General features: G+C 67.3%; 21 protein-coding genes. 5 read left to right on the top strand and 16 right to left on the bottom strand.

The features are described 5' to 3' along the window. Positions 1–192: 192 nt before the first annotated feature. From ACZLZQ_RS12595 to ACZLZQ_RS12585, 3 genes are all read left to right on the top strand, one after another. The gene (locus ACZLZQ_RS12595; RefSeq protein ID WP_472949646.1) at positions 193–3,072 is read left to right on the top strand and encodes a beta strand repeat-containing protein; all 2,880 of its coding nucleotides are present in this window, start codon (positions 193–195) and stop codon (positions 3,070–3,072) included. Between the two features lie 76 nt (positions 3,073–3,148). Then, positions 3,149–3,718, top strand: coding sequence for a class I SAM-dependent methyltransferase (locus tag ACZLZQ_RS12590; RefSeq protein ID WP_472949645.1), 570 nt, complete (start codon positions 3,149–3,151; stop codon positions 3,716–3,718). 204 nt (positions 3,719–3,922) lie between these two features. Further along, complete coding sequence (locus ACZLZQ_RS12585; RefSeq protein WP_472949644.1) at positions 3,923–4,858, top strand: DUF2189 domain-containing protein; 936 nt, start codon at positions 3,923–3,925, stop codon at positions 4,856–4,858. Positions 4,859–4,986: 128 nt separating this feature from the next. Here the strand turns inward: ACZLZQ_RS12585 and ACZLZQ_RS12580 are convergent, their stop codons facing one another. From ACZLZQ_RS12580 to ACZLZQ_RS12525, 12 genes are all read right to left on the bottom strand, one after another. Beyond that, the gene (locus tag ACZLZQ_RS12580) at positions 4,987–5,427 is read right to left on the bottom strand and encodes a hypothetical protein (protein ID WP_472949643.1); all 441 of its coding nucleotides are present in this window, start codon (positions 5,425–5,427) and stop codon (positions 4,987–4,989) included. Between the two features lie 333 nt (positions 5,428–5,760). Continuing rightward, complete coding sequence (pufM, locus tag ACZLZQ_RS12575) at positions 5,761–6,684, bottom strand: photosynthetic reaction center subunit M (RefSeq protein WP_472932460.1); 924 nt, start codon at positions 6,682–6,684, stop codon at positions 5,761–5,763. Positions 6,685–6,814: 130 nt separating this feature from the next. Continuing rightward, positions 6,815–7,639 (bottom strand): photosynthetic reaction center subunit L, encoded by an 825-nt coding sequence (gene pufL / locus ACZLZQ_RS12570; protein ID WP_472949642.1) that lies wholly within the window; start codon positions 7,637–7,639, stop codon positions 6,815–6,817. A 253-nt stretch (positions 7,640–7,892) separates the two neighbouring features. Further along, complete coding sequence (pufA, locus tag ACZLZQ_RS12565; protein ID WP_472932463.1) at positions 7,893–8,081, bottom strand: light-harvesting antenna LH1, alpha subunit; 189 nt, start codon at positions 8,079–8,081, stop codon at positions 7,893–7,895. Between the two features lie 13 nt (positions 8,082–8,094). Continuing rightward, entirely contained in the window at positions 8,095–8,325 is a 231-nt protein-coding gene (gene pufB / locus ACZLZQ_RS12560; RefSeq protein WP_472932464.1) for a light-harvesting antenna LH1, beta subunit, read from the bottom strand. A gap of 114 nt (positions 8,326–8,439) precedes the next feature. Continuing rightward, the gene (locus tag ACZLZQ_RS12555; protein WP_472932465.1) at positions 8,440–8,661 is read right to left on the bottom strand and encodes a hypothetical protein; all 222 of its coding nucleotides are present in this window, start codon (positions 8,659–8,661) and stop codon (positions 8,440–8,442) included. 49 nt (positions 8,662–8,710) lie between these two features. Next, the gene (gene bchZ / locus ACZLZQ_RS12550; RefSeq protein WP_472949641.1) at positions 8,711–10,201 is read right to left on the bottom strand and encodes a chlorophyllide a reductase subunit Z; all 1,491 of its coding nucleotides are present in this window, start codon (positions 10,199–10,201) and stop codon (positions 8,711–8,713) included. Beyond that, positions 10,201–11,712: a chlorophyllide a reductase subunit Y gene (bchY, locus tag ACZLZQ_RS12545; protein WP_472949919.1), complete on the bottom strand. Its 1,512-nt coding sequence runs from the start codon at positions 11,710–11,712 to the stop codon at positions 10,201–10,203. The genes bchZ and bchY overlap by 1 nt, the downstream gene beginning before the upstream one ends. A 121-nt stretch (positions 11,713–11,833) precedes the next feature. Continuing rightward, positions 11,834–12,841 carry a chlorophyllide a reductase iron protein subunit X gene (locus ACZLZQ_RS12540; RefSeq protein ID WP_472949640.1) on the bottom strand — a complete coding sequence of 336 codons (1,008 nt, stop codon included), beginning with the start codon at positions 12,839–12,841 and terminating at the stop codon, positions 11,834–11,836. Then, a complete protein-coding gene (gene bchC, locus ACZLZQ_RS12535; protein ID WP_472949639.1) occupies positions 12,838–13,776 on the bottom strand; it encodes a chlorophyll synthesis pathway protein BchC in 939 nt (312 codons plus the stop codon). The genes ACZLZQ_RS12540 and bchC overlap by 4 nt, the downstream gene beginning before the upstream one ends. Positions 13,777–13,896: 120 nt before the next feature. Further along, the gene (locus ACZLZQ_RS12530; RefSeq protein WP_472949638.1) at positions 13,897–15,111 is read right to left on the bottom strand and encodes a methyltransferase; all 1,215 of its coding nucleotides are present in this window, start codon (positions 15,109–15,111) and stop codon (positions 13,897–13,899) included. Positions 15,112–15,127: 16 nt separating this feature from the next. Beyond that, entirely contained in the window at positions 15,128–16,000 is an 873-nt protein-coding gene (locus ACZLZQ_RS12525; RefSeq protein WP_472949637.1) for a polyprenyl synthetase family protein, read from the bottom strand. A 63-nt stretch (positions 16,001–16,063) separates the two neighbouring features. On the opposite strand from ACZLZQ_RS12525, the gene crtD reads away from it, so the two are divergent. Together crtD and ACZLZQ_RS12515 are read left to right on the top strand one after the other, a co-directional pair. Then, complete coding sequence (gene crtD / locus ACZLZQ_RS12520) at positions 16,064–17,668, top strand: 1-hydroxycarotenoid 3,4-desaturase CrtD (RefSeq protein ID WP_472949636.1); 1,605 nt, start codon at positions 16,064–16,066, stop codon at positions 17,666–17,668. Beyond that, positions 17,602–18,528, top strand: a complete 927-nt coding sequence (locus ACZLZQ_RS12515) for a carotenoid 1,2-hydratase family protein (protein WP_472949635.1) — start codon at positions 17,602–17,604, stop codon at positions 18,526–18,528. The genes crtD and ACZLZQ_RS12515 overlap by 67 nt, the downstream gene beginning before the upstream one ends. On the opposite strand, the gene bchO is transcribed toward ACZLZQ_RS12515, so the two are convergent. The 4 genes from bchO to ACZLZQ_RS12495 all read right to left on the bottom strand — a co-directional run bounded on the left by bchO (position 18,503) and on the right by ACZLZQ_RS12495 (position 22,952). After that, entirely contained in the window at positions 18,503–19,429 is a 927-nt protein-coding gene (gene bchO, locus ACZLZQ_RS12510) for an alpha/beta fold hydrolase BchO (protein ID WP_472949634.1), read from the bottom strand. The genes ACZLZQ_RS12515 and bchO overlap by 26 nt on opposite strands. After that, positions 19,429–21,375 carry a magnesium chelatase subunit D gene (locus ACZLZQ_RS12505; protein WP_472949633.1) on the bottom strand — a complete coding sequence of 649 codons (1,947 nt, stop codon included), beginning with the start codon at positions 21,373–21,375 and terminating at the stop codon, positions 19,429–19,431. The genes bchO and ACZLZQ_RS12505 overlap by 1 nt, the downstream gene beginning before the upstream one ends. After that, complete coding sequence (bchI, locus tag ACZLZQ_RS12500) at positions 21,372–22,394, bottom strand: magnesium chelatase ATPase subunit I (protein ID WP_472949632.1); 1,023 nt, start codon at positions 22,392–22,394, stop codon at positions 21,372–21,374. The genes ACZLZQ_RS12505 and bchI overlap by 4 nt, the downstream gene beginning before the upstream one ends. A 273-nt stretch (positions 22,395–22,667) precedes the next feature. Then, on the bottom strand, positions 22,668–22,952 hold the full coding sequence (locus ACZLZQ_RS12495) for a hypothetical protein (protein ID WP_472949631.1): 285 nt from the start codon (positions 22,950–22,952) through the stop codon (positions 22,668–22,670). Positions 22,953–23,123: the final 171 nt, after the last annotated feature.

Below are 23,123 nucleotides of genomic sequence, written 5' to 3'. Positions count from 1 at the left end.
AACCTAAAAACCCCACAACGAAAATCATTGATAAATCGACTTCTCTACTGCTTGCTTCCCTAGGGTTAACTGTGCATAGCTGGCTTCGCAGGGTCCGCTGTGATCGGCGTGACCGGCATGTATTCGGGGGGGAGGGGTGCGCGGTGTGCACGCCCGCACCTTGTCCTGATCTACAGAGCTCTAGGAGATACCATGGCTAGCACGACCTATACCGGCGCAGCGTCCGCCACGACGGCGTATAACCCGTCCGACGTCTACACGCTCAACCTCTCGCCGGCCGCGATTACCAATATCGCTCAGTCCGGCGCGAACGTCGTGATCACCACCGGCGCAACCTCGCTCACCATCACGGGCGTGACGCTGGCCGCGCTGGCCACCACCAATTTCGTCCTGCAGGGCGGCGGCTCGGTCACCTTCGGCGACGGCCTGGCGGCGATTGTGAACGATGATAGCGGCAACACGCTCACCGGCACGGCGCTCGCCGATATCCTTCTCGGCCTTGGCGGCCCCGACACGATCGACGCCGGACTCGGCAACAACCTCATCGTCGGCGGCTCGGGCTTCAGCGACCCGGTCGACGCGGGCGACAGCATCACGTCGGGCACCGGCAACGACACTATCTATGGCAATGGTGGCAACGACACGATCAATAGCGGCGCCGGCATTGACGTGATCTATGGCGGTCTGGGTGTCGACGTCATCAACGTGATCCCGAACCAGGGCCAAACCGCGACCGTCTATGGCGGCGGCGCTGCGATCGACACGCTGGACGCTAGTGCGGACACGATTTCGGTCGGCTCGAGCGGCAGCACGGTGACTGGGGCTGCCGCGATCTACGGCAATGCCGGCAACGACATCCTGACCGTTTATTCCAGCGGCAACAACTCTGTGTACGGCGGCATCGGCAACGACACGGTTTCGGTGTTTGGCGGCGGCAACAACCTCGTTGCCGGCGGTACCAGCGATACTGACAGCATCACCATCACCGGCGACGGCAACAACACGGTTTTCGGCGGCACCGGCCTCACTGACACTACCGACCTCGCGGACACCATCACCCTGACCGGCAACGGCAACAATGCCCTCTATGGCAATGGCGGCAACGACACGATCTCGGCCATCGGCACCGGCAACAACTCCGTCTATGGTGGCCTCGGCAATGACAACCTGACCGTCACCGGCGGCGGCAACAACCAGGTCTTCGGCGGTACAAACGACACCGACACCATCGTTGTCACCGGCAATGGCAACAACACCGTTTACGGTGGCGCCGGCGAGAATAGCGCCACCGATCTGGCTGACACTGTCACACTCGTTGGCACCGGCAACAACGCCCTTTACGGCAATGGCGGCAACGACACCGTGAACGTCGGCGCCGGCGGCGGTCTCGGCCAGAACTCGGTGTATGGCGGCGTCGGCGACGACGTCGTGACGGTCAACGGTGGTCAGGCTGCCGGCCTGAACGGCGCCCTCCCCGTCGGGTCGACCATGTTCATCCAGGCCGGCACTGGCTCGGACTCAGTCAATACCCAGAACTTCCTCGGCAACACCACCATACTCGGTGGTAACGCGATCACAGACACCACGGACGCGGCAGATATTGTCCGCGCCGGCGTCGGCAATGACCTGATCTACGGCAATGGCGGCGTCGACGTCATCACCAGCAATGCCGGTAACGACACGATCTTCGGCGGTACCGGCATCGACCGCATTTTGCTCAACGGCGTTGGAAATAAGGTCATTGGCGGTAACGAGAACGGTGAGCAGGTCTTCATCGAAGCGGCTGGCGGCGTCGTCGCTGGTGCCTACACCGCCTCGGTCAGCGGCGGTAGCGTCGTGCTTACGGGCGAGGGCCGCACCATCACCTTCGATGGCGCTGTCAACACGATCGTCAATGCAGGCTTCATTGCCGGTGCCGCCGACGAAGCAAGCTTCGTGACCGCAATTCCGACCGCAGCCAGCCTTCTCCTCGCCAACTTCGGCTCGACCGCGACGACGCTTACCGGCCTTGCCGGTGCCGACGTCATCTACTCCGGTGCGGCGAACGATACGCTGATCGGCAGCGGCGGCAACGACACCATCTTCGGTGGTGCGGGCAACGACTCGATCAACGTTTCGGCAGCAGCCGGCAACGTTTCGATCACGGCGGGCGAAGGCAACGATACCGTTGCTTTTGGTGCTACCTTGGACGCCAATGATACTGTTGGCGGCGGTGCTGGTGCCGACGTCTTGACGTTTACTGATGCAAATGGCGCAACGACCGACCTCGACAACGTAACGGGCTTCGAGACCATTGTTCTCGGCGATGCCGCTACTTCCGTGACGACCCTCGACACGCTGGTCGACGCTGGCGCAACCTTGACCGTCAACGCTTCCGCCTTGATAACGGCGGGCAGCACTTTCACTTTTGCCGGCGGTAACGAGAGCAACGGCACATTCAACATCACTGGCGGCGCTCTAATCAACAACATCACCGGTGGCCTTCTGAACGATACGATCACTGGCGGCGCTGCCGACGATGTTCTGGTTGGCGGTGCAGGCAATGACAGCATCACCGGCGGTGCTGGTGCCGATGCTATCACCGGCGGTATCGGTGTTGATATCCTCAACGGCGGGACTGGTGCGGACACCTTCGTCTATGCAGTCGCTGGTAACAGCGGCACACCAACAGTCGCGGTGACAACGACGAACGTAACGAGCGCCACGCTGGACTCGGTCGTTGCATTTGAGAGCAATAGTGATCTGATCAGCTTCAGCAGCACTGTGGGCGATGACGTTCAGCTTGCTGCAACCGGCTTGAATACTTTCAATGCAGGTGGGTTCGCACAGGGTACCCTGGCAACAGGCATAGCTGCAGCGACCTCTCTCGGAGCGGCTGTATTGCTTGCTGAAGCATCGTTGGCTGCAACTGAGGTCGGTGCATTTCGTTACGGCGGCAACACCTACGTTGTGCAGAACGACGCCGGTGCTGGCGATACTATCGTAGCTAATGTTGTACAGTTGATTGGCTTTAACGGCGCGACGCTGACCGAAAACAACACCAACGGTGACGCTTTCACTGTCACTGTCTAATTCAAATCGAAGCTAGAAAGGGGCGGCTTTTGGGCCGCCCTTTTTTTTGAGTTATCCCTGCACTAAGGACAGAAATATGCCCGAGAAACCCGACCTTTACCGCGTCCTCCACGTCGGCTGCGGCCCCGCCAACCCGGAAAAACTTCCGCAGCATTTTCGCGGGACGGACTGGCAGGAAATCCGGCTGGACATCGATCCCGCTGTCTCGCCCGACATTCTGGGCACGATGACGGACATGGCCGAGGTCGCCGATGGCTCGATGGACGCGCTTTATTCATCGCACAATGTCGAGCATCTCTACGCGCACGAGGTGCCGCTCGCCTTTGCCGAATTCTTCCGCGTGCTGAAGCCGGGCGGCTTTGCCGTGGTCACTTGCCCCGATCTGCAATCGCTCGGGCAGCTGCTGGCCGAGGGCCAGCTCGAGGACCAGGCCTATGTCTCGCCGGCCGGCCCGATCACGCCGCTCGACATCCTCTACGGCCTGCGCACCGCCGTCGCCCGCGGCAATCATTTCATGGCGCACAAGACCGGCTACACCAACCAGACGCTCGGCCAGAAACTCGTCCAGGCCGGCTTCGGCCCGGTCCGCGTCTCAAAGGGCCAGTGCTTCGACATCTGGGCCCGCGCCGAAAAGCCGGCCGCCTGACGCCGCCATCTCGCTCGTCGATCACTCCCCTCGCCCCTTCGGAAAGACGGTGGCGGCAGTGGGAGAAGGCGCCGCGGCGGACGCCGGGGTCACGGTGACGGCACGAGACAGCGGGCGCCCGCAGGTGTAGGCTCCCTGCCGTGAGATCGCCGGTGACTGCCGTGCGGCAGGACCGCTCCGATCCTCTTTCAGGGAGGAATGGGAATGACCGATTTTCATGTCATGGCGGGAGCGGACGGCCTTGTCTGCCACCCCGAGGTTCGCCGCCTCCGCTTTGCGGACCTCAGCGATGCGCTTGCGAAAGGGCTCGACGATTTCGGCGCAAAACCCTCGCACCTTCTGTTTCTTGGGCTGATCTATCCGGTGATGGGCCTGGTGCTCGCGCGTTGGAGCGCCGGCAGCGGCGCGCTGCAGATGATCTATCCGCTGATGTCGGGCTTCGCGCTGATCGGCCCGTTTGCCGCCATCGGCCTCTACGAGATCAGCCGGCGGCGCGAGGCGGGGCTCGATGCTTCCTGGCAGCATGCCCTCGCCACCCGTCACTCGCCCGCCCTCCCCGCGATGCTGGCGGTGGGCGCGCTGCTGGCAGTAATCTTCCTCGCCTGGCTCGGCACCGCCCAAGCGATCTTCGCCAGCACTTTTGGCAGCAGCGAGCTGGGCACCACCGGGCTGGGCACAACCGGGCTAGCAAGTAGTCTCGGCGCCAGCGCGCGGGGGACAGACGGGCTGGGCGCGGTCGGGCTCGGGTCCGGCGGGCTCGAGGCCATCGGCGTCTTCAGGCTCGGGGGCTTTCTCGACGAGATCCTGACCACCGAACGCGGCTGGCGGCTGATCCTCCTCGGCAATGCCGCGGGCTTCGCCTTCGCCGTGCTGGTGCTCTCGACCACCGCGGTCGCCTTCCCGCTGCTGCTCGACCGCGACGTCGGCGCCATTGCGGCGATCGAGACCTCGGCGCGGGTCGTCGCCGCGAACCCGCTCGTGATGGCCGGCTGGGGCGCCATCGTCGCCGGCCTGCTGGTGCTCGGCGCCTTGCCGCTGTTCGCCGGCCTCGCCATCGTCATGCCGGTGCTCGGCCACGCCACCTGGCACCTCTATCGCAAGGCCGTCGTCCCCGCCAACAGGCGTCCCGCCGGCCGCTGACCGGCTTGACGGGGATCGCCTCATGGCGTGCCGTGCATCCGGAAGAATAGACGGCACGCCATCGTCTTGCAGCGAGGGCATCTTCTTTGAGGGGCGGATTCACCCGACCGCCGGATGCTCGCGCCGCTCTACGTCGCGTTCGACCAGAAGTAGAAATATCCGTCCTGGTAGACGGCACCGCTCGTGCCTTCCTTTATCCAATAGGGAGGCCCCGTCCGATCGATCTCGTAGGCCATTGCCCTCGCATCGAACCGGACCGGCCAGAACGCGGCGTCGCAGTGCGTGTCGGCCATGTCCACCTCGGCGCTTTCGACGCTGGACGTTGGATCGAACATGCTGGAAACGAACGCCAGAGCCTCGGCCTCAGACAGTTCCACGCGCATGCACATCTCAAAATCGACGAGGCCTGTCCGCTGCACATCGAGTGGCGCAATGAGGTACCGATACGGCAACCGAAGCCGCATAGGCTCTATCGACAGAAGCGTCGCTACGGCAATCAGGCAGACAACCGCGAGGATAAGCCATTTAAGGCGGTGCTTTGACGCGCTTTCGGGGGCTTCTGCTGTCATGAATTCTCAGCACGAGGATCGGATACTGGACTATGGCGGGGAACGACGGCCTGTCCAACGGGGGCGATCGGGCTGCTGACCCGGCCTGCTCCCTGCCAATCCTGACGACGTAAGGCGATGCGAAACCCCTGTTTCCGCCCGAAAAGCACCCTGCTAGTCCCATGTATATCACCCCGTCCGCAGGAAGGATGAAACGGCAGGAGCGCAGGACGGGCATTGCTGCACCGTCCTGCGCTCCTGCGCTTTCCTGATCCTTTGCCCTTCGCGGCTTCCGGCAACCTTGGTGGGGCGCGGCCGGAAATCACCCGCCACGGCCCCTCGGCGGCTGGCGGCTCACATCGGCGCGAGGCCGTGCTTCTGGCCCCATTCGAACCAGTTGTCGACGACGGTGCCGGTGAGGAGGATGCCGATGCCACCGGTGAGCGGGCAGAGCACGGCGAACCACCAGGCCCAACGGTGAATGGATTCCATCGTGGCGTTGAAGCCCATGGTCCAGCGCCAGAACAAGGCGGCCCGCTCGGACGCCGTGCCGCGGTCGACGATCTGCTCGATCTCGCGCTCGCCGCCGAGACGGCTGACCGCGAGGATGGTCGCGCCGTGCATCGCGAACAGCACCGCCGAGCCGTAAAGGAAGACGATCGAGAGCATGTGGAAGGGGTTGTAGAAGAGGTTGCCGTAGTTCAGCGAGAAGTTGTTGGTCCAGTCGAGATGCGGGAACACGCCGAAAGGCACCGCCTCGCTCCACGATCCCATCATCAGCGGCCGGATGAAGCCAAGCACGAGATAGAGCCAGATCGCTGCGGCAAAAGCCCAAGGCACATGCGTGCCGAGGCCGAGCGCCCGGGCCCGCCGGTACATTCGCGCCCACCAGAGCAGGATCGAGGTGGTGAGGAAGAAACCGGCAATCAGCCACCAGCCGCCTTGCTTCAGCGGCGGCAGGACCTTCAGCCCGTATTCCGGCAGCGGCGGATCGAGCGACAGCCAGAAGAACTGCCGGATGAACTCCTGCGGGCTCCAGTTCACCTTGGCCAGCATGTTGAGCCCGATGATCTCGATGGCGACGAAGCCGCAGATCAGCGAGGCCAGCCCCAGCGTGCCGAGGTAGAGCGGCCCGATCTGCGCATCGCCGAACTTGCCCAACCAGTAGGAGAAGGCCGGCTTGCCTTGCCGCTGCCAGATGCCGGGCGCCAGCGGCACGCCGAGATCCGGCGGCCCGCGCAATTGCACCCGGGTGAAGATGTTCTGGTACTCGGCCATGTCTGCCTCCCCCTCAGCTCTGTCTCTGGATAGGCCCGTGCCTGGGATATGCCTCTGCCTGCGCTACTGACTGATCGTGATTGTGATGATGCCTGCCGCACCGATGCGGGGTCCGCGCGTGCCGCCGGCACTAGCTCCAGATCGGAATGCGCTGCCACCAGCTCCACCATTCCGGCCAGCCCTCGGTCCACAGCGTGCCGGAAATGATGATGCAGACCGCGCTCCAGAACGCTGCGGAGACCGCCAGGAAGACGCCGAGCCGGTGGATGCCGAGCGTGCCGATGGAATAGCCGATGGTGTCGCGGAAATAGCTGTTCTCGTGCTCGGCGGTCTTTACCGCCTGGCCTTTCGGCGGATTGGTCGCCGACAGCACCAGCGCGCCATGCAGCGCGAGCGCGAGGCAATTGGTGAAGAAGAAGGTGATCGCGATCATGTGCGCGGGGTTGTAGTGGAAGTTTCCGTACTGGTAGCCGGTGTTCGACACCCAATCGAGATGGGTGATGATCCCGTAAGGGAAGCCGTTGCTCCAGGCGCCGAGCAGCACCGGGCGGAACACCACCAGCGTGACATAGGCGAGGATCGCGAAGGCGTAGGCGAAGGGTACATGCAGGCCCATGCCGAGCTTGCGGGCGATCTCCGCCTGCCGTAGCGCCCAGGACACGAAGGCGGCGATGGCGCAGATGGTGATCACTTGCCACAGCCCGCCTTGCTTCAGCGGGGCGAAGCCAAGGCCGTAAGATTCCGCCGGCGGGTTGATGCTGATCTGCCAGAGGTTCCAGGTCGGCCCGATCGCCGCGCCATAGACGATCAGCAGCGTGCCGAGGCTGGCGAAGAGAATGGTGGTGACGCCGAAGAAGCCGACCCAGAACGGGCCGATCCAGAAGTCGAAGAGGTCGCCGCCGATCAGCGTGCCGCCCCGCACCCGGTATTTCCGCTCGAAACTCAGCATGGCCATGACCGCATCTCCTCGCTTGGGCGGCCCAGCGCCCTTTGCAAACCGACCTCGGGTCGCACCGCGTCCGACCGGACGCGGCAGGACCGCTCCCAGCCCCGTCTTCCTTCGTCTCGCTGCCGCGCCGTCGAAACCCGCCGGCAGGCCGAAACTCAACCGCGCCGCCCGGCCCGCGCCTTACGCGGAACGGGTACGGGAATGATGGCGGGTGCGGGCGGCAGGCCGCCCGCACCGTTCGCAGGACCCTTCGCCGGCATCAGCCGACGGCATGGGTCTCTTCGATGACCAGCGATGCCGCCGGGACAGCGGTGCTCGGGCCCTCGAGCCAGTTGAACCGGTTGGTGCTGAGCAGGATGAAGTGAATCACCAGCGCCAGCACGAACAGGAAGACGAACAGCGCGATCAGCGTCCGCCTTGGGTCGAACAGAAGCCATACTTTCCACATCGTCGCGTCCCCCTCAGCTCAGCATCGACAGGACGGCATGCGCCGCCGCGGTCGTGCCGGATTCGAGGGAGGCATAGCCGTTCGGGCCGGGCAGCCAGGGACGCCAGATCCAGGCGAGGATATGGGCGAACACCGCGACGCCCACGAAGACCAGGAAACTGGTCATGAACACCTTGTGGAATTCCTTGGCTTCCTGGTCCGACAGGCCCGAGCTGTTCAGGTCGTTCGGAGAATGCAGGGACATTTCTACCTCCTTGCGTTTGCCTTTCGGCGAGAGGCCGCATGGATGCATGCGGCCGTCGCTGCAGTGCTGACTGCAGCCATTTCCGGCGTCGATGGCGCCGGAGCGATGCCCCGCTCACATGAAGGCGAACGGGATGCAGGAGGCGACCGCGACCCGCGCTTCGCCGAAAATCGAACGCTTCGGTTCCGCCGCAACGGGCCGCCCGAGATGGATCAGGCGCTTCAGCGTCACCGCCGCCAGGCTCAGCGGATAGACCAGCCAGAACATCAGCCGGTATTCGCGGCGCTCGGCGAGATGACGGCGATACTCCAGCCCGTGAACGCGATCCGTCGACATGCCTCTTCTCCCCGTTGGGCCCGCAGTCCGGGCGATTGGTTCCGCCGGCTCATGCCGGCTCCGGCGCGCGCGCCAGGAGATCGGCGACCCGCCGCGCCGTGACCCGGCCGTCGCCGGCCTGCCGGGCTGCTGCCTCCGTCCGGTCGCGCAGCCGCTTGGCCGCAGAAATGCGCACCAGCACCGGCTGCGCCTCGACCGCCGCATCCATCATCGCCAGCGCATCGGCATCCCAAGGCAGTTCGCGGTGCAGGCGCGCTGCCGTCGGCTCGACCTTGTCGAGCTCGGTGCCGAGCGGCAGGATCCGGAACAGCGCGTCGAACAGCGCATTGCAGACCTCCTGGACGATGTAGGTGGCGCCGGCATAGCCCATGAACGGTGTGCCGGTGTGCCGGCGAATGATCGCCCCCGGAAAGGAGGCGGGAATGTAGGAGGAGCGCCCGCCCCCCTCGGCCGAATACATCCGCTCGTTGAACGAGCCGAACAACACCAGCGGCGGCGTCGCATGGATCGCCTTGCGCACCGCATCATTGCCGGTCTTCTCCCCAGCCCGACGCGCGAAGGCGAAGGCGCAGGGAAAGCCCATGTCGCTCTCGAGAAAATGCCGCACACCCCGCGCATAGGTCTCGCTGGCGACGATGCCGAAGCTTGCGGTGGCGAAGAAGTCCTGCGTCACCGACCGCCAGAGGTCCCAAAGCGGCTTGATCGTCGTCATCTTCTCGCCGGCGATGAACGGCTCGGGATCGAGGCCCGTCAGTTCGCCGAGCTTGCGCAGGAAGGCAGTGGTCGAATGCAGCCCGATCGGCGCCTGCAGGAAGGGCTTGTCCAGCGCTTCGCAGAGCTTGCGGCCGAACTCGCGGTAAAGGCAGATGTTGACGTCTGCATCGGCGAGCCTCGGCACGTCGGCAATGTCGGTGCCCAGCGGGAAGACGAGGTTGACGGTGCAGCCGATGCCCTCCACTAGCCGGCGGATCTCCGCAAGGTCTGAGGGCATGTTGAAGGTGCCGTAGATCGGGCCGATGATGTTGACGCGCGGCCTTGTCGTCTCGGACGTCGGGCCGCCGGGGTTGGGCCCGGCAACCTTCGCAGCGAAGGCCTTCGCGGGCTTTGCCTTCTTGCCCTTGGGCCCGAACTCCTTCCAGAGCCAGGCAAGCGCCCGGTCGGTGCTCTGCCACTGGTCCTCGTCGATGGTGCGCGGCAGGAAGCGCAGCATGCGGGTGCCTTCCGGCGTGACGCCGCCGCCGATCATCTCGGCGATGGAGCCGGTGACGACGACGCTCGGCTTCGACGGATCGAGCGTCGCGTGCGCCCGCTTCATCGCCTGCTCGGTGCCGGTCTGGCCGAGTTCCTCCTCGCCGAGCCCGGTGACGACGATCGGCAGCTCGTGCGGCGGCAGGGCGTCGGTATAGTGCAGCACCGAGGTCACCGGCAGGTTCTCGCAGCCGACCGGTCCATCGATGATCACCTGCAGCCCTTTGAGGGCGGTGAAGGCGTAGACCGCCCCCCAGTAGCCGCCGGCGCGGTCGTGATCGAGAACCAGCATCAGAAGTCCTCCATCACGACAGAGGTCTTGGCGGCGACGAGGGATGGCGAAGCTGGCACCTGCGCCGAGGGAAGCCTTGCCGGATCGTGCCAGATCCCCGCGGTGCGGCCCTCGCCGACGCCCTCGAAGAAGGTGCTCATCGCATCGAAGCGGGACTGGTTGCCGGCGGCGGCATTGATCACCGTGGCGAGCGAACCCGCGCCGGCCGCGCCCATCAGCGGCCGCGCCGAGATCAGATTGGTGAAATAGAGCGCCGGGATGCGGCGCTGCTTGGCGTGCTGCACCACCGGCGTCGTGCCGATGGCGAGCTGCGGCGCGAAACTGTCGACGGCGGCAATGTCGGTCTCGAGCGAGGCGCGGAATTCGACATGCACGCCGTGCGCTGCCAGCCAGTCCGCATCGCCCTCGTTCCAGCGCGTCTTCGGGCAGGCGGTGCCGACATAGCGCAGGTCCGCACCGGACTCCTTCAAAAGCCGTCCGACAATCAGCTCCGAGCCCTCGTAGCCGGACAGAGTGATGCGGGCCGAGATCGGCGCGCCCTCGAGCGCAGCCCGCGTCGCCGCGAGGATGGGCGCCTTGGCGGCGTCGACCGTGCGGGCCGCAATGCCGCAAGCTTCGCCGATCGCGTCGAGCCAGGCGGCAGTGCCCTCGACCCCCACCGGCGCGGAGGCGACGACCGGGCGGCCGGCAGCGCTGAACTCTCGAAGGCTCGCGGTGTAGAAGGGATGGATGGCCGCCACCGCCGCGCAGTCGAGTGCGGCATAGAGCTCGCGCCATTCGCGCGTCGGCACCACCGGTCCGGCGGCAAAGCCGAGCGGCTCCAGCATGCGGCCGATGGTGATGGGGTCGGCAGGGAACATCTCGCCGAGAAGGGTGATGGTCGGCTTGCCCGACGGCGCAACGCGCGGCGCCGCCACGGGACCGGCCTCGGCCTCCAGCCGGGCATAGTTCAGCATCGCGCCCGCCAGCACGTCCTTCGCCTCGGCATGCGTCGGCACGCCGAAACCGGGAACGTCGATGCCGATCACGCGCACCCCGTCGATCGCCTTCGGCAGCGCGCGCAAGGGCACGCCTGAAGCGGTGGGGACGCAGAGATTGATGACGATGATGGTGTCGTAGAGCGCTGGGTCGGCCAGCCCCTGCACCGCCTCGCGGATATCCTCGTAGAGTTTTCCCGTGACCAGTGTCTCGGAATTGAAGGGCACGTAGCCGACCGTCCGTTTCGCGCCGTAGAAATGCGAGGTGAAGGTCAGGCCGTAGACGCAGCAGGCCGAGCCGGACAGCACGGTCGCGGTCCGCCGCATGCGCAGGCCGACGCGGAGCGAGCCGAAGGCCGGGCACATCGATTGCGGCTGGTCGTGCGGCCCTTGCGGATAGTCCTTGCGCAGCTGCTGCAGCAGCGGAACGTTGCCGGCGGCCTCGGCGGCGCGGCTGAGTTCAGCCTTGCCGCCATGGCAGCCGCCGCCTTCCGCGATCGGCGCGACGAGCCCGGCCTGGCCCTCCTGCGGCATCGACGTCTCAACCGGATTGTCGAGCGGCGCGCTCGCCGCCGCGTCGTAGACGGTTTCGGCTGGCACCGGGGCAACGCCGGCGGCATCGGACAGGGAGGAGGACGGGCGGACGTTCATCGCTTCAGACCGCGTCGTAGATGATTTCGAGGGATGGCTTGGCGATCACGATGCCGCCGCGCATGTCGGCCTGGCTTGCCGGCTCCAGCACGACGTTGCCGCCGGTCTGGTCGCAGGAGAACAGCGCCAGCAGCCCGTCCTGGGTCAGCGGCGTCGGACGCTGGGGTGCGGACGCCGCGACGTTCTCGGCCAGTTCCTCGAACAGCGGCCCCCAGCGGGTGCCGGGCTCGCCGATGATCTGGTAGTTCGCGCTCTTGCGCCGGATGTCGTCGTCGGCAGGAATGGCGGCGAGCACCGGAATGCCCACGGCCGCAGCAAAGGCCGCCGCTTCGCCGGTGCCGTCGTCCTTGTTGATCACCATGCCGGCGACCCCGACATTGCCGCCGAGCCGGCGGAAATAGTCCACCGCCGAACAGACATTGTTGGCGACGTAGAGCGATTGCAGGTCATTGGAGCCGACGACGATGACCTTCTGGCACATGTCGCGGGCGATCGGCAGGCCGAAGCCGCCGCAGACGACATCGCCGAGGAAGTCGAGCAGGACGTAGTCGAAGCCCCAGTCGTGGAAGCCCAACTTTTCGAGAAGTTCGAAGCCATGGATGATGCCGCGACCGCCGCAGCCGCGGCCCACCTCCGGGCCGCCGAGCTCCATCGCGAACACCCCGCCGCGCTTGAAACAGACGTCGCCGATCTCGACGTCTTCTCCCGCGGCCTTCTTGCGCGCCGAGGTCTCGATGATCGTCGGGCAGGCTCTTCCGCCGAACAGCAGCGAGGTCGTATCGCTCTTGGGATCGCAGCCGATCAGCAGCACGCGCTTTCCCTGCTGCGCCATCATGTGCGAGAGGTTGGCGAGGGTGAAGCTCTTTCCGATGCCGCCCTTTCCGTAGATCGCGATGATCTGCGTCTCCTTGCGGACCTCGCCGATCGTCACCGGATCCGGCTCGAGCGCCGCTTCAGCCCGAACGCTTTCGACGAGAGCCATGAGGCCTTGCGGCTGGGACAACGCGTTCATGCGGCCAGTCTCCAATCGAGCACCATTTTCAGGCAGGACGGATCGGTGAAAGCGGTGGTGTAGGCTTTCTCGAAACCGCTCGGCGCCTCGGTGTGGGTGATGAAACCGTCGAGCGACAGGCGGCCCGTCGCGATGAGATCGTCGACGGCGACGAGGTCGTTGCGCCGCCATTCCGCCGCCACCCGGAACCGCGCCTCGCGGAGGAAAGCCATCGGGAAAGCAAAGGACAGGCGCTGGTCGTAGAAGCCGGCAAGGACGATCTCGCCGCCGCGGGCAAGGCGGGACACCAGACCGTCGAGGATCTCGGAATCGCCGCTGACGTCGCAGATCCGCTGATAGTCGCGGCGGTCGTCGTCATCGGGATGGACGACGTCGTAGCCTTCGGCGCCGGATTGCCGCGCCGGGTTGGTTTCCCAGACCGTCGGCCGCCCACCATGCGCCACGACGATGCGGGCAATCAGCCTGCCGAGGACGCCATGGCCGACAATCAGCTGGGGCGGCTTGCGGGTATCGGGACAGACGGCGTGGTGGGCCGTGGCCGCCAGTGCCAAGAGGACGCCGCGCGCACCGAGCCCGGCCTGTACGGGCAAGGCCTTGGCGCCGGGAATGACGACACGCGACGCAGCGCCGCCGAACAGGCCCCGCGCGGCTTGATAGCAATTGGCGCCGGGAACGAAGACCTGCTCGCCGACCCGCCGGCCGGAATCAGAACCGGCCGCGACGACCCGGCCGACGGACTCGTATCCAGGCACCAGCGGATAGCCCATGCCGGGAAAAGCCGGCATCCGGCCGGACCACAGCAGCTTCTCCGTCCCGGTAGAAATGCCCGACCATTCGATCGCGACGACGGCATCCGCGGCCGTCGGCTCGTTCAGTGCAAGCGGCATAAGAGCGAGACGCCCGGGTGCTTCGAGAACGATCGCCAATGCCTCCACCGAACCCTCCCCCTACTGGCCTCTTCTCCCATTCAGACTAAACCGGCGCCCTCAGTTGTCAATTATGATTTACACTTTTTGAGTAAATAAAAATGGACGTTCTGATCGGACCTTTTGGGTTCACGGAGTGGCCGTCGCCGCGATCATGCGCGCGATCAAAGGGGTGCGGGTTGAGACGAGGCGCGCGTCGCAAAACCCGGCCCGGTTCAGGAGACCCATAATCTCGGCGGGGGGCCGGGGCCGCCCCTGCCCCATCGCCATTAGATAGAAGCCGAAATAGGCATCGCCGGAGGCCTCGGCGCCGGGGGTCTCGGCCATCGGCTCGATCACCAGGAGCGTGCCCGCGGGCGCGATGGCTCGGCGAATCGCCCTCAACAGCGTCATCACCGTCGCCTCGTCGTGGTCGTGCAGGATCCGGTTCAGCGTCACGAGATCGGCCGCCGCCGGCAGCGGGTCTTCGCGAAAGTCGCCGCCGGAGATCGTCGTCCGCGCGGAGAGACCTGCGGCCAGAATCTTCTCCCGGGCGCTGGCCGCGACGTCGGGGAGATCGAACAGGCCGAGTTGCAGACCGGGCGCGGCCCTTGCCACGGCGACGAGGAACGACCCGTCGCCGCCCCCGACGTCGAGCAGGCGGCGGTGTCGCCGGAAGGGATAGGCATCGACGACCTCCGATGCCACCAGCGCCTGCGATGCCGCCATCAGGGCGGTATAGTCGGCGGCATCCTGCGCGGGTCGAAGACCGAAGCGGACACGCGGCGCGCCCCCGGCATAGGTCCAGTAGCGGCCGAGCTCGGCATCGCCGCCGCCGGCCAGCAGCGGCAGCGGATCGGCGAGGTCCCGGTAGAGCAGGCTGTGATGCTCGATCATGGCGATCACGCCGGGATTGGCAACCAGCGCCGCGCCAAGCGCCCCCAGCGCATAGCGACCATCCGAGCGCCGCTCCGCCAGCCGCAGCGCCACCGCAGCACGCAGCAGGCGCAAGGCACCCTCCTCCGGCAGATCCACCGCCAAGGCGATCGCCCGCAGATCGAGCGGCCCGGGCGCCAGAAGGTCGAACAGCCGAACCCGGACGGCCGCCGACAGCACCTGCGAATAGACAAAGCCTGCCGTGAGATCGAACAGGGCGCCCGCCTGCCGTCGCGCGAAGCGCCTCGTCAGAAAGAAGCGTGTCGCCCAGCGGCGAAATTTCGGATCGGAAACCTTGCGGTTGCGCAAGTCGCGCAACCGATCGACCAGTGCGGCCGCAAACCCAAAACGCGCCCCGCCGGGTGCAGGCCGCGGATCAGCCGAGGCTCTGCGGGTCGTTCCGTCTTCCTGGCGTCCGCCGAGGTCCACCACCGTCGCCTCTCGCTCAGGCGGCCCGCTGCGCGGCTTGCTTCGGCAGGAAGCGGCGCGACATGGCGCAGATGTCGGCACGAAGCGCCGCGGCACCGGCGCAGTCGGGGACGGCAGCGGCAGCCTCTTCGACCGAACCAATCAGCCGGCGCACAGCCCCGTCCAGCCCGAAAGCCGTCACGGCATTCGGTCGCCCGAGCGCGCGATCCTGCCCGGTCGGCTTGCCGATTTCCTCCGAACTGCCGACGACATCGCGGAGATCGTCAGCCAGCTGATAGGCCTCGCCCAGCCGGAAGCCGAGGGCCGACCACGGCGCCGGATCATGCCCGGCGCTCGCAGCGCCGGCGCTGGTGGCCCCGGCAAACAGCGCCCCAGTCTTCGCCCGCTGGTAGTCCGCAAGGTTCGGCGTCGGCTCGCTTTCGAACGCCTGGCCGGCGACGATGCCGGCCGGCATACCGACCGCCCGCGACAGGATCGAGATCACACCGAGCCCCCGCTGGGGATCGATCGCCGCTGCCAGCGCCGCCGTCTCGAAAGCGAGCACGATCAGGGCGTCGCCGGCCAGAAGGGCGAGCGGCTCGCCGAAGGCCGCCTGCACGGACGGGCGGCCGCGCCGCGTCGCGGCGTCGTCGAAGCAAGGCATGTCGTCGTGCACGAGCGAAGCGCAATGCAGCAACTCCACGGCGGCGGCGGCGGCGGATGAAAGCGCCGGCCGGTCGTCGCCGCAGGCCTTGGCAACCGCCAGCGTCAGCCGCGGCCTGATGCGCTGCCCCCCGGGGAAAACTGCATGCAGCATCGCCTTGCCGATGCGTGGCGGCGCCGATCCGGCGGTGGCGCGCCGAAGACTGAGACGCAGCGCGTCTTCGATCCGCTGAAGCTTTTCCGACATTCCCGACCTCCCCGTCAATTCGGCTGGACCAGCATGCATGTAAATGATATTTGACACAAGATCATGTTAACCCATCCTGACGCCTCGCTCTCATCCCCCGCGAACCCAGGCCGCCGCGTCATCGTCGTCGGAGCGGGAGTCGGCGGGCTTGTCTCGGCACTGGTGCTGGGAGCCGCCGGCTGCGCCGTAACCGTGCTCGAGCGGGCCGCGCAGCCGGGCGGCAAGCTGCGGGAGGTCGTGGTGGATGGCCATGGCATCGATTCCGGCCCGACCGTTCTCACCATGCGCTGGGTGTTCGAGGCGATCTTCGCCGCCGTCGGCGCCCGGCTGGAAGACCAGGTGACGCTGACCGCCGCCGATATCTTGGCGCGGCATGCCTGGCAGGACGGATCCCGCCTCGATCTCCACGCCGATCCGCTGCGGACGCAGGAGGCCATAGCCCGTTTGGCCGGCCGGCGGGAGGCGGAAGGGTTCCATGCCTTCCGACATCGGGCGAAGGAGGTGTTCGAAACCCTCAACGCCGCCTTCGTCGAGCATCCCGCGCCGAGCCCGATGCGCCTGACGCGCGCCATGGGCATTGGGGGCCTGGCCGCGCTCGCCCGGATCGAACCGTTCACGCCGCTCGCGAGCGTCGTCGCCCGCTATTTCAAAGATCCACGGTTGCGGCAGTTGTTCGGACGCTATGCCACCTATTGCGGAGCCTCGCCCTTCGCCGCGCCGGGGCCGCTGATGCTGATCGCCCATGTCGAGCAGCTCGGCGTCTGGCTGGTCGAGGGCGGGCTGATCAGGATCGCCGAAGCCTTGGCCGATCTCGGGCGCCGGAATGGCGTCACCCTCGCCACGGAAGCGCCGGTCGCCTCGCTGCTGGTCGAGGACGGCCGGGCCGTCGGCGTCCGGCTCGAGGACGGCCGGACCTTGGCGGCCGACGCCGTGGTGTTCAACGGCGATGCCGCGGCGCTGCCGGCGGGCCTGCTTGGACAGGACGCAACCAAAGCGGTGCCGGCCTACGGGGTCCGGAACCGCTCGCTGTCGGCGTTGACCTGGTCGATCCACGGCGAGGCCCGCGGCTTCCCCCTTGCCCACCACACCGTTTTCTTCTCGCGCGACTACGCCCGGGAGTTCGACGAGATCTTCCGCCGCGAGCAACTGCCGGAAGACCCGACCATCTACATCTGCGCCCAGGACCGCAACGCCGCGGGGACCCCGGCGCCAGACGGCCCCGAGCGGCTTTTCCTGCTGGTGAACGCCCCGGCGCGGGCGGACCGAAATCCCTTGCGCGAAGCGGAGGTGGCAGCATGCGAGACGCGGGTGATGGCACGGCTGGCACGGTCCGGCCTCACGATCTCGGCCTTGCCGGGGAATCGGGTCAGGACGGGACCGGAAGCGTTCGCGGCGCTGTTTCCGGGATCGGGGGGCGCGCTTTACGGGCGATCCTCCCACGGCTGGGCCTCCTCGTTCCAGCGCCCGGGCGCGCGGACGCGGATCCGGGGCCTCTATCTCGCCGGTGGGAGCGCCCATCCCGGCCCCGGCATCCCGATGGCGGCGCTCTCGGGACGCCATGCGGCCGATGCCGTGATGGCGGATTTGGGTTCGACGAACGGGTGGAGGCCGGCGGCTATGCCTGGTGGTATCTCGACGCGATCAGCGATGACGGACACAACGCCCTGACGGTCATCGTCTTCGTCGGCAGCGTCTTCTCGCCCTATTATGCCCTGGCGCGACGGCGCGGCGAGGCCGACCCCGAGCAGCATGTCGGCATCAACGCCATCCTCTACACCCCGAAGGGCAAGTACTGGGCGATGACGGAACGGGGGCGCTCCGCCCTGACGCGCGACGCGGACCAGATCGCCGTCGGCCCGAGCGCCTGGCAATGGGCGGGCGGGCGGCTGACGATCGACATCGACGAATGGACCGTGCCGATCCCGAAACGGCTACGCGGGCGCATCACCGTCGATCCCGGCCCGATCTTCGACAGCCGCCTGCCGCTGCACCAGAACGGGCGGCATGCCTGGCGGCCGATCGCCCCGTGCGCCCGGGTCGACGTCGCGTTCGACCGGCCAGGCCTTGGCTGGCAAGGCCGCGCCTATGTCGACATGAACACCGGCGCCGAGCCGATCGAGGCCGGCTTCACCCGCTGGAACTGGTCGCGGGAAGATGCGGTGGGCCAAACGCGCATCCACTACGACGTCACCGAGCGCGACGGCCCCGGCCGCGGTCTCGCACTGGCCTATGGCGGCGACGGCACGTCGGCGGTGTTGACACCCTCGCCCCTGCACGTCCTGCCGAAGACCGGATGGCGGGTCGAGCGAGCGGCTCACGCAGCGGGGGGACACCGGCCGCACGTCGCCCGGACGCTCGAGGACACGCCGTTCTACAGCCGCTCGATCCTGGACTTTCCAGCGGGAAGCGCGGGAAAGGACGATGCCGGTGGGTGCAGGGCCATCCATGAGACCGTCGATCTCGACCGATTCCGCTCGCCTTTGATCCAGGCCATGCTGCCGTTCAAGATGCCGCGCCGAGCCGGTTGAGCACAGGTTCCGCTGCCGCGCGGGACAGTGTGCCGGCGGCAAGGCGGAAGATGAGGTCTGCGACCTCCGAGGGGCGTTCCTCGTGCACGAGGTGCCCCCCCGCGCGCAGCGGCACGACCTCGGCAGTGGTGAGGCGGCGCGATAGCGTGACGGCATCGGCCGGGGCGATCGCGCGGTCGCCGGCGGACGTCACCAGCTTGAGCGGTACTGCGAGAGAGGCCCACCGGCGATCGAGCCAGTCGAGGTCCCAATGCGCCATCATGCCGAGCGTCGCCGCCACATGGGCTGGCTTCTGGAACAGCCGGGCATAGAGCTCGATGCCGTGCGCGTCGATGTGCGAGCCGGTGCCCTCGAGCAACCGCTGCGTCGCCGCGGTGCCCATCGCACGGCGGGCGAACAGGAGAGGCACCAGCGGGTTCAGCGACAGGAGCCGCGCGAGCGGCGAGAACAGCGCCGCCCCGCGGATCTGGCGCAGCGCGCCGTTGAGGGAGATCACCACGTCCGGACTGATCTGCCGCTGCAAGGTCATGGCGACGAGAATCGCCGCGCCGGCGGAATGGCCGACCACGAGGTCCGGCCGGAAACCGACCGTCGACAGGAGTTCGGCGGTCAGCTGCGCCATGCGCGGCAAGGAGAGGACGCGACCTTTCGGCATGTCGCTAAACCCGTGCCCCGGCAGATCGGGACAGAGCACGGTGAAATGCCGGGCGAGGGCCGGGGCGAGGTCCCTGAAGGAATGCGTCGCAGCCCCCGTGCCGTGCAAGAGGAGCAGCCGCGGCCCGGCTCCCATCTCCTGGACATGCCACATCATGGCCCCGGCGCGCACGAAGCGACTGTGGCTCCGGTTCGGCCAGCCTCGCCCGTCGATCGCCCAGGACGGCCGCGCCGGATCGGAAAACATCAGCCTTCCATCCGCGCGCCGACGACCCGGGCCATCGCTCCTGCACCGCCCCGCGGCAGCGCCAGGTATTCGGCGCCGAGGGCAAGGGAGAGTTCCTGAGCCCTCGGCTGTTCGCGCCGCGCAATGTCGATGACGATCGCCCGCAGTCCAAGTCGCCTGAACAGCCGAGCGGCTTGCGCCGTGTCGGCTGCAACCTGTTCGCGCAGAGTGCCGCCGTCCAGCGCGACGTTGCCGCGGCCGTCGGTGAGAAAGACAGTGATGACGCTCTGGCCTTTCCGCCCCGCGGCCGTCGCCATGTGGAGCGCGGCGATGATGCCGCTGGCGAGCGGGGTTCCGCCGCCGCCGGGCAGGTCGGCAAGGCTTCGCCGGGCCCGTGTCAAGGAGCGGGTCGGCTCCAGCAAGGTCGAAGCGTCCGGGCCGCGAAACGCGATGAGCCCGACGCTGTCGCGCCGGACATAGCAATCGGCGAGCAGAAGTTCGATCGCGCCCTTGGTTTCCGCGAGCCGCTCGACCGCCGCCGAGCCTGAGGCGTCGACGGCGAAGATCGCCGTGCTGCCGGTCCGCTCGCAACGGCGGAGATAGCGAAAGTCCTGCGCGCGGATCTGAAGCGGCCGGCCGCCGGCCGGGCCGGTGCCAGCGGCGAGGCCCGCCGAGCGCAGTCTCTGCCAGGGCGCCGCTTGTCGCAACGTCGCCAGCACGTCCGGTCGGGCGCCGGGCGTCGGCGGCGTCGCCATGACGCCGATGACGCGCCCGCGCCGGCCGGAGACACGGTCCTGCCCGGCCTTCCCCGCAGCACCCGAACGCTGCGCTCCGCGGGGCGCCGCGTTCTGCCGGGCGAGGAGATCGGCCGGAAGCGCCGCACCGACGGCGGCGACCAGCATGTCCTCGAGCGCCTCTGGCGATGACGGGTCGGCACGCGCGTTATCCGCTGCTGCCGCCTTCTCCGGCAAGGCGCCGGGTACCCCCGGCGGCTTGCCGCGGGTCGGCGCCGGCGGCGACGGTGGACGCAGTGTCTCGGCCGAAGGCACCGCCCCCTCGGCCCGGCGCTCCGCCTGCGCTCTCGGCAAGTCCCCCGGCATCTCGCTTTCCGGACCCGGTTCCTCCCCATCGACATCCGCCGGCGGCGGCAATCCGAACACCAGCCGCAGAGCGCTCGCTGCATCCTCCGGCTTCACCTCAACAGCGCCCCGCAAGGCCGCGCAGGCGCGGGCGGCGCGCAGGAGTTGCAGGGGCAGACGCAGCGAGGCCCCGCCATAGGCAAGCGCCAGCGAAGACAGAGCCTCGGTCATCGACGGCGCCACCGTCACCGCCGGCAGCAGCAGCCGGGCCGCATCGACGGCACCGGGCGGACAGGTTGCGGCGGTCTCGCGCCAGCCAATCGTGTCGAGATCGAGCAGCAGGCCGAGACGGTCGGCAAGGTTTGCCGGAATGCCCTCCTCGTCGATCCCCTCGTCGAGGGCAATGAGCGTGAAACAAGCGGGCTGGCAGTCGGAAAGACCGTCCCGCTCGACCCGCACCTCGCCGCGGTCGAGGGCCGCCCCGAGGGTCGCGGCCAGACTGGCCGTGGCCCTTTCGGCCATGCCGAGCACCAGAACGCCGCCATGAACGCGCGCGAGAACCCCTTGCTCGGCGACCCGCCGGCCGAGCGCCAAGGTCCGTCCGACGTCGAGGCCGCCGATGAAGGCTGCGTCCGGCGCGGTCGAAGAGACCCGGCACATCGGCACCGCCGGCCCGAACAGTCCGGTGAACTCCGCCAGCCAGCGGTCGCGCACCGGCCCAGGCCGGGCCCTCAGGCGCACGCCGCCCATCCCGATGGGATCGACGGCGAGGACGCTTGCGGCAAGGAGCGCCAGCGTCCAGGCGGCGGAAGGCGGAGATGAAGAGACATCCGCCTTGCCCGGAACGGGACTGTCCGTCGGCCACGCCATCGCCCCCGCAATGGTCACGCCGCCATCTCCGTCAGGGCCCGCTCGACCCGCGCCCCGGACCCGGCTTCGTCGAGCGGGTTCCGTCGCAGGCGGTGGCGAAGGGCGGACGGTGCAACGGCCAGCAAGGTCTCGCGCGTCACCTGCGCCTCGCCGTCGAGCGCGGCTGCCGCCCGGGCCGCGCGCATCAGCGTCAGTTCGCCGCGCAGACCGTCGACGCCAAGTTTCAGGCAGAGCGCCGAGGCCAGCTCCAGCACCGGGTCCGGCGTCTCGGTGACCGACAGTGCCGCACGCGCCCGGACGATGCGGGCCCGCAGTGCCGAATCCTTGCGTTTCCAGGCGGCGGAAAAGCCCTGCGGGTCACGGTCGAAGGCGTCGCGCCGCTTGACCACCTCGACCCGTGTCGCGACATCGCGCGGCGAGGCGACCTCGACCGACAGTCCGAAGCGATCGAGCAATTGCGGCCGCAACTCCCCCTCCTCCGGATTGCCGCTGCCGACGAGGACGAACCGGGCGGCGTGGCGGATGCTGAGGCCATCGCGCTCGACGACGTTGACGCCGGACGCGGCGACGTCCAGCAACAGGTCGACGAGATGGTCCTCGAGGAGATTGACCTCGTCGATGTAGAGGAAACCGCGGTGGGCGAGCGCCAGCAGACCCGGCTCGAACGCCTTCTCGCCGGAGACCAGCGCCTTCTCGAGGTCGAGCGCGCCGGCAACCCGGTCCTCGGTGGCGCCGAGCGGCAGGTCGATGACGGGGACCGGAACCCGTCGTGGCATCAACGTGACGCCGGCAGGTCTTGACACGCAATCCGGGCAGCCGGCGCCCTCGTCACCCGGGGCGCAATTGTAGCGGCAGTTTCCGACGACCAGCATGGGCGGCAGCAAGCCCGCGAGCCCGCGGACCGCCGTGGTCTTTCCCGTGCCCCGATCGCCGAAGACGAGGATCCCGCCAATGCGCGGATCAACCGCGGCCAGAAGCAAGGCCCGCTTCATCTCCTCCTGACCGACGATGGCGGAAAACGGATAGGGAATGCCCACGCGATGCTCCCAGCACGAGTACCCGAACGCGAGCGTCGCAAGCCAGGCACCAACTGTCAACTTTGTTTTACTACAAAGAATAAAGACACAGTCCAGGACGCGGGGGTAAGTTTGTGGATCTCTGCTGCGGAATCGAAGTGCGGTCATCGAACGCAAACGCACCGACCTCTCGAACTAGCAGGCGCATTGATCCGAGACCCGCTCAACAAGGTTATCTTCTTACGTCTGAGAAGCGCTGCGCCCTCTCTATCGCCGCGACCAAACCGCAGCAGACTAGACCGCAGCCTGGCGCTTGCGTCTGGCCGATGCCGTACCCGTCGATGACGCGGGCCGGGGGCTGGCGACAAAACGGTAGATTTTGGCGATTTCGCTGAGAAGGCCGAGCCGCACCAGCGTGCCGATGGCATCGGACTGCTCCACCCCGTGCACCTGCCGCCATCCCTCGACCGCAGCGAGAAGCTCGTCGCCGAGGGCGACGAGAATGTGATGGCTGGCTTCGGGATTGTCCGGCAGGTCTTTCGCCACCGGAGCAAGGCTGGATGTGTAGCAAGCCGACATGCCGCATCACTCCCACTCGATGCTGCAAGGTCTTCGCCCCGCTCTGGCATCCGCTGCATGAATAAAATATAAATCTAGGAATAAGGCAAGCTGCGATCTATCTCGGATTTACACCTACGTGCGTTCTACGCAAGCCTTTGCCGCGCATTCTATTGCGCCGCAACATACAGA

The organism is Mesocryomonas lacus (assembly GCF_055730105.2).
Note: the sequence above shows the minus strand (reverse complement) of the source record. Positions and strands in the feature narration are given on the sequence as shown.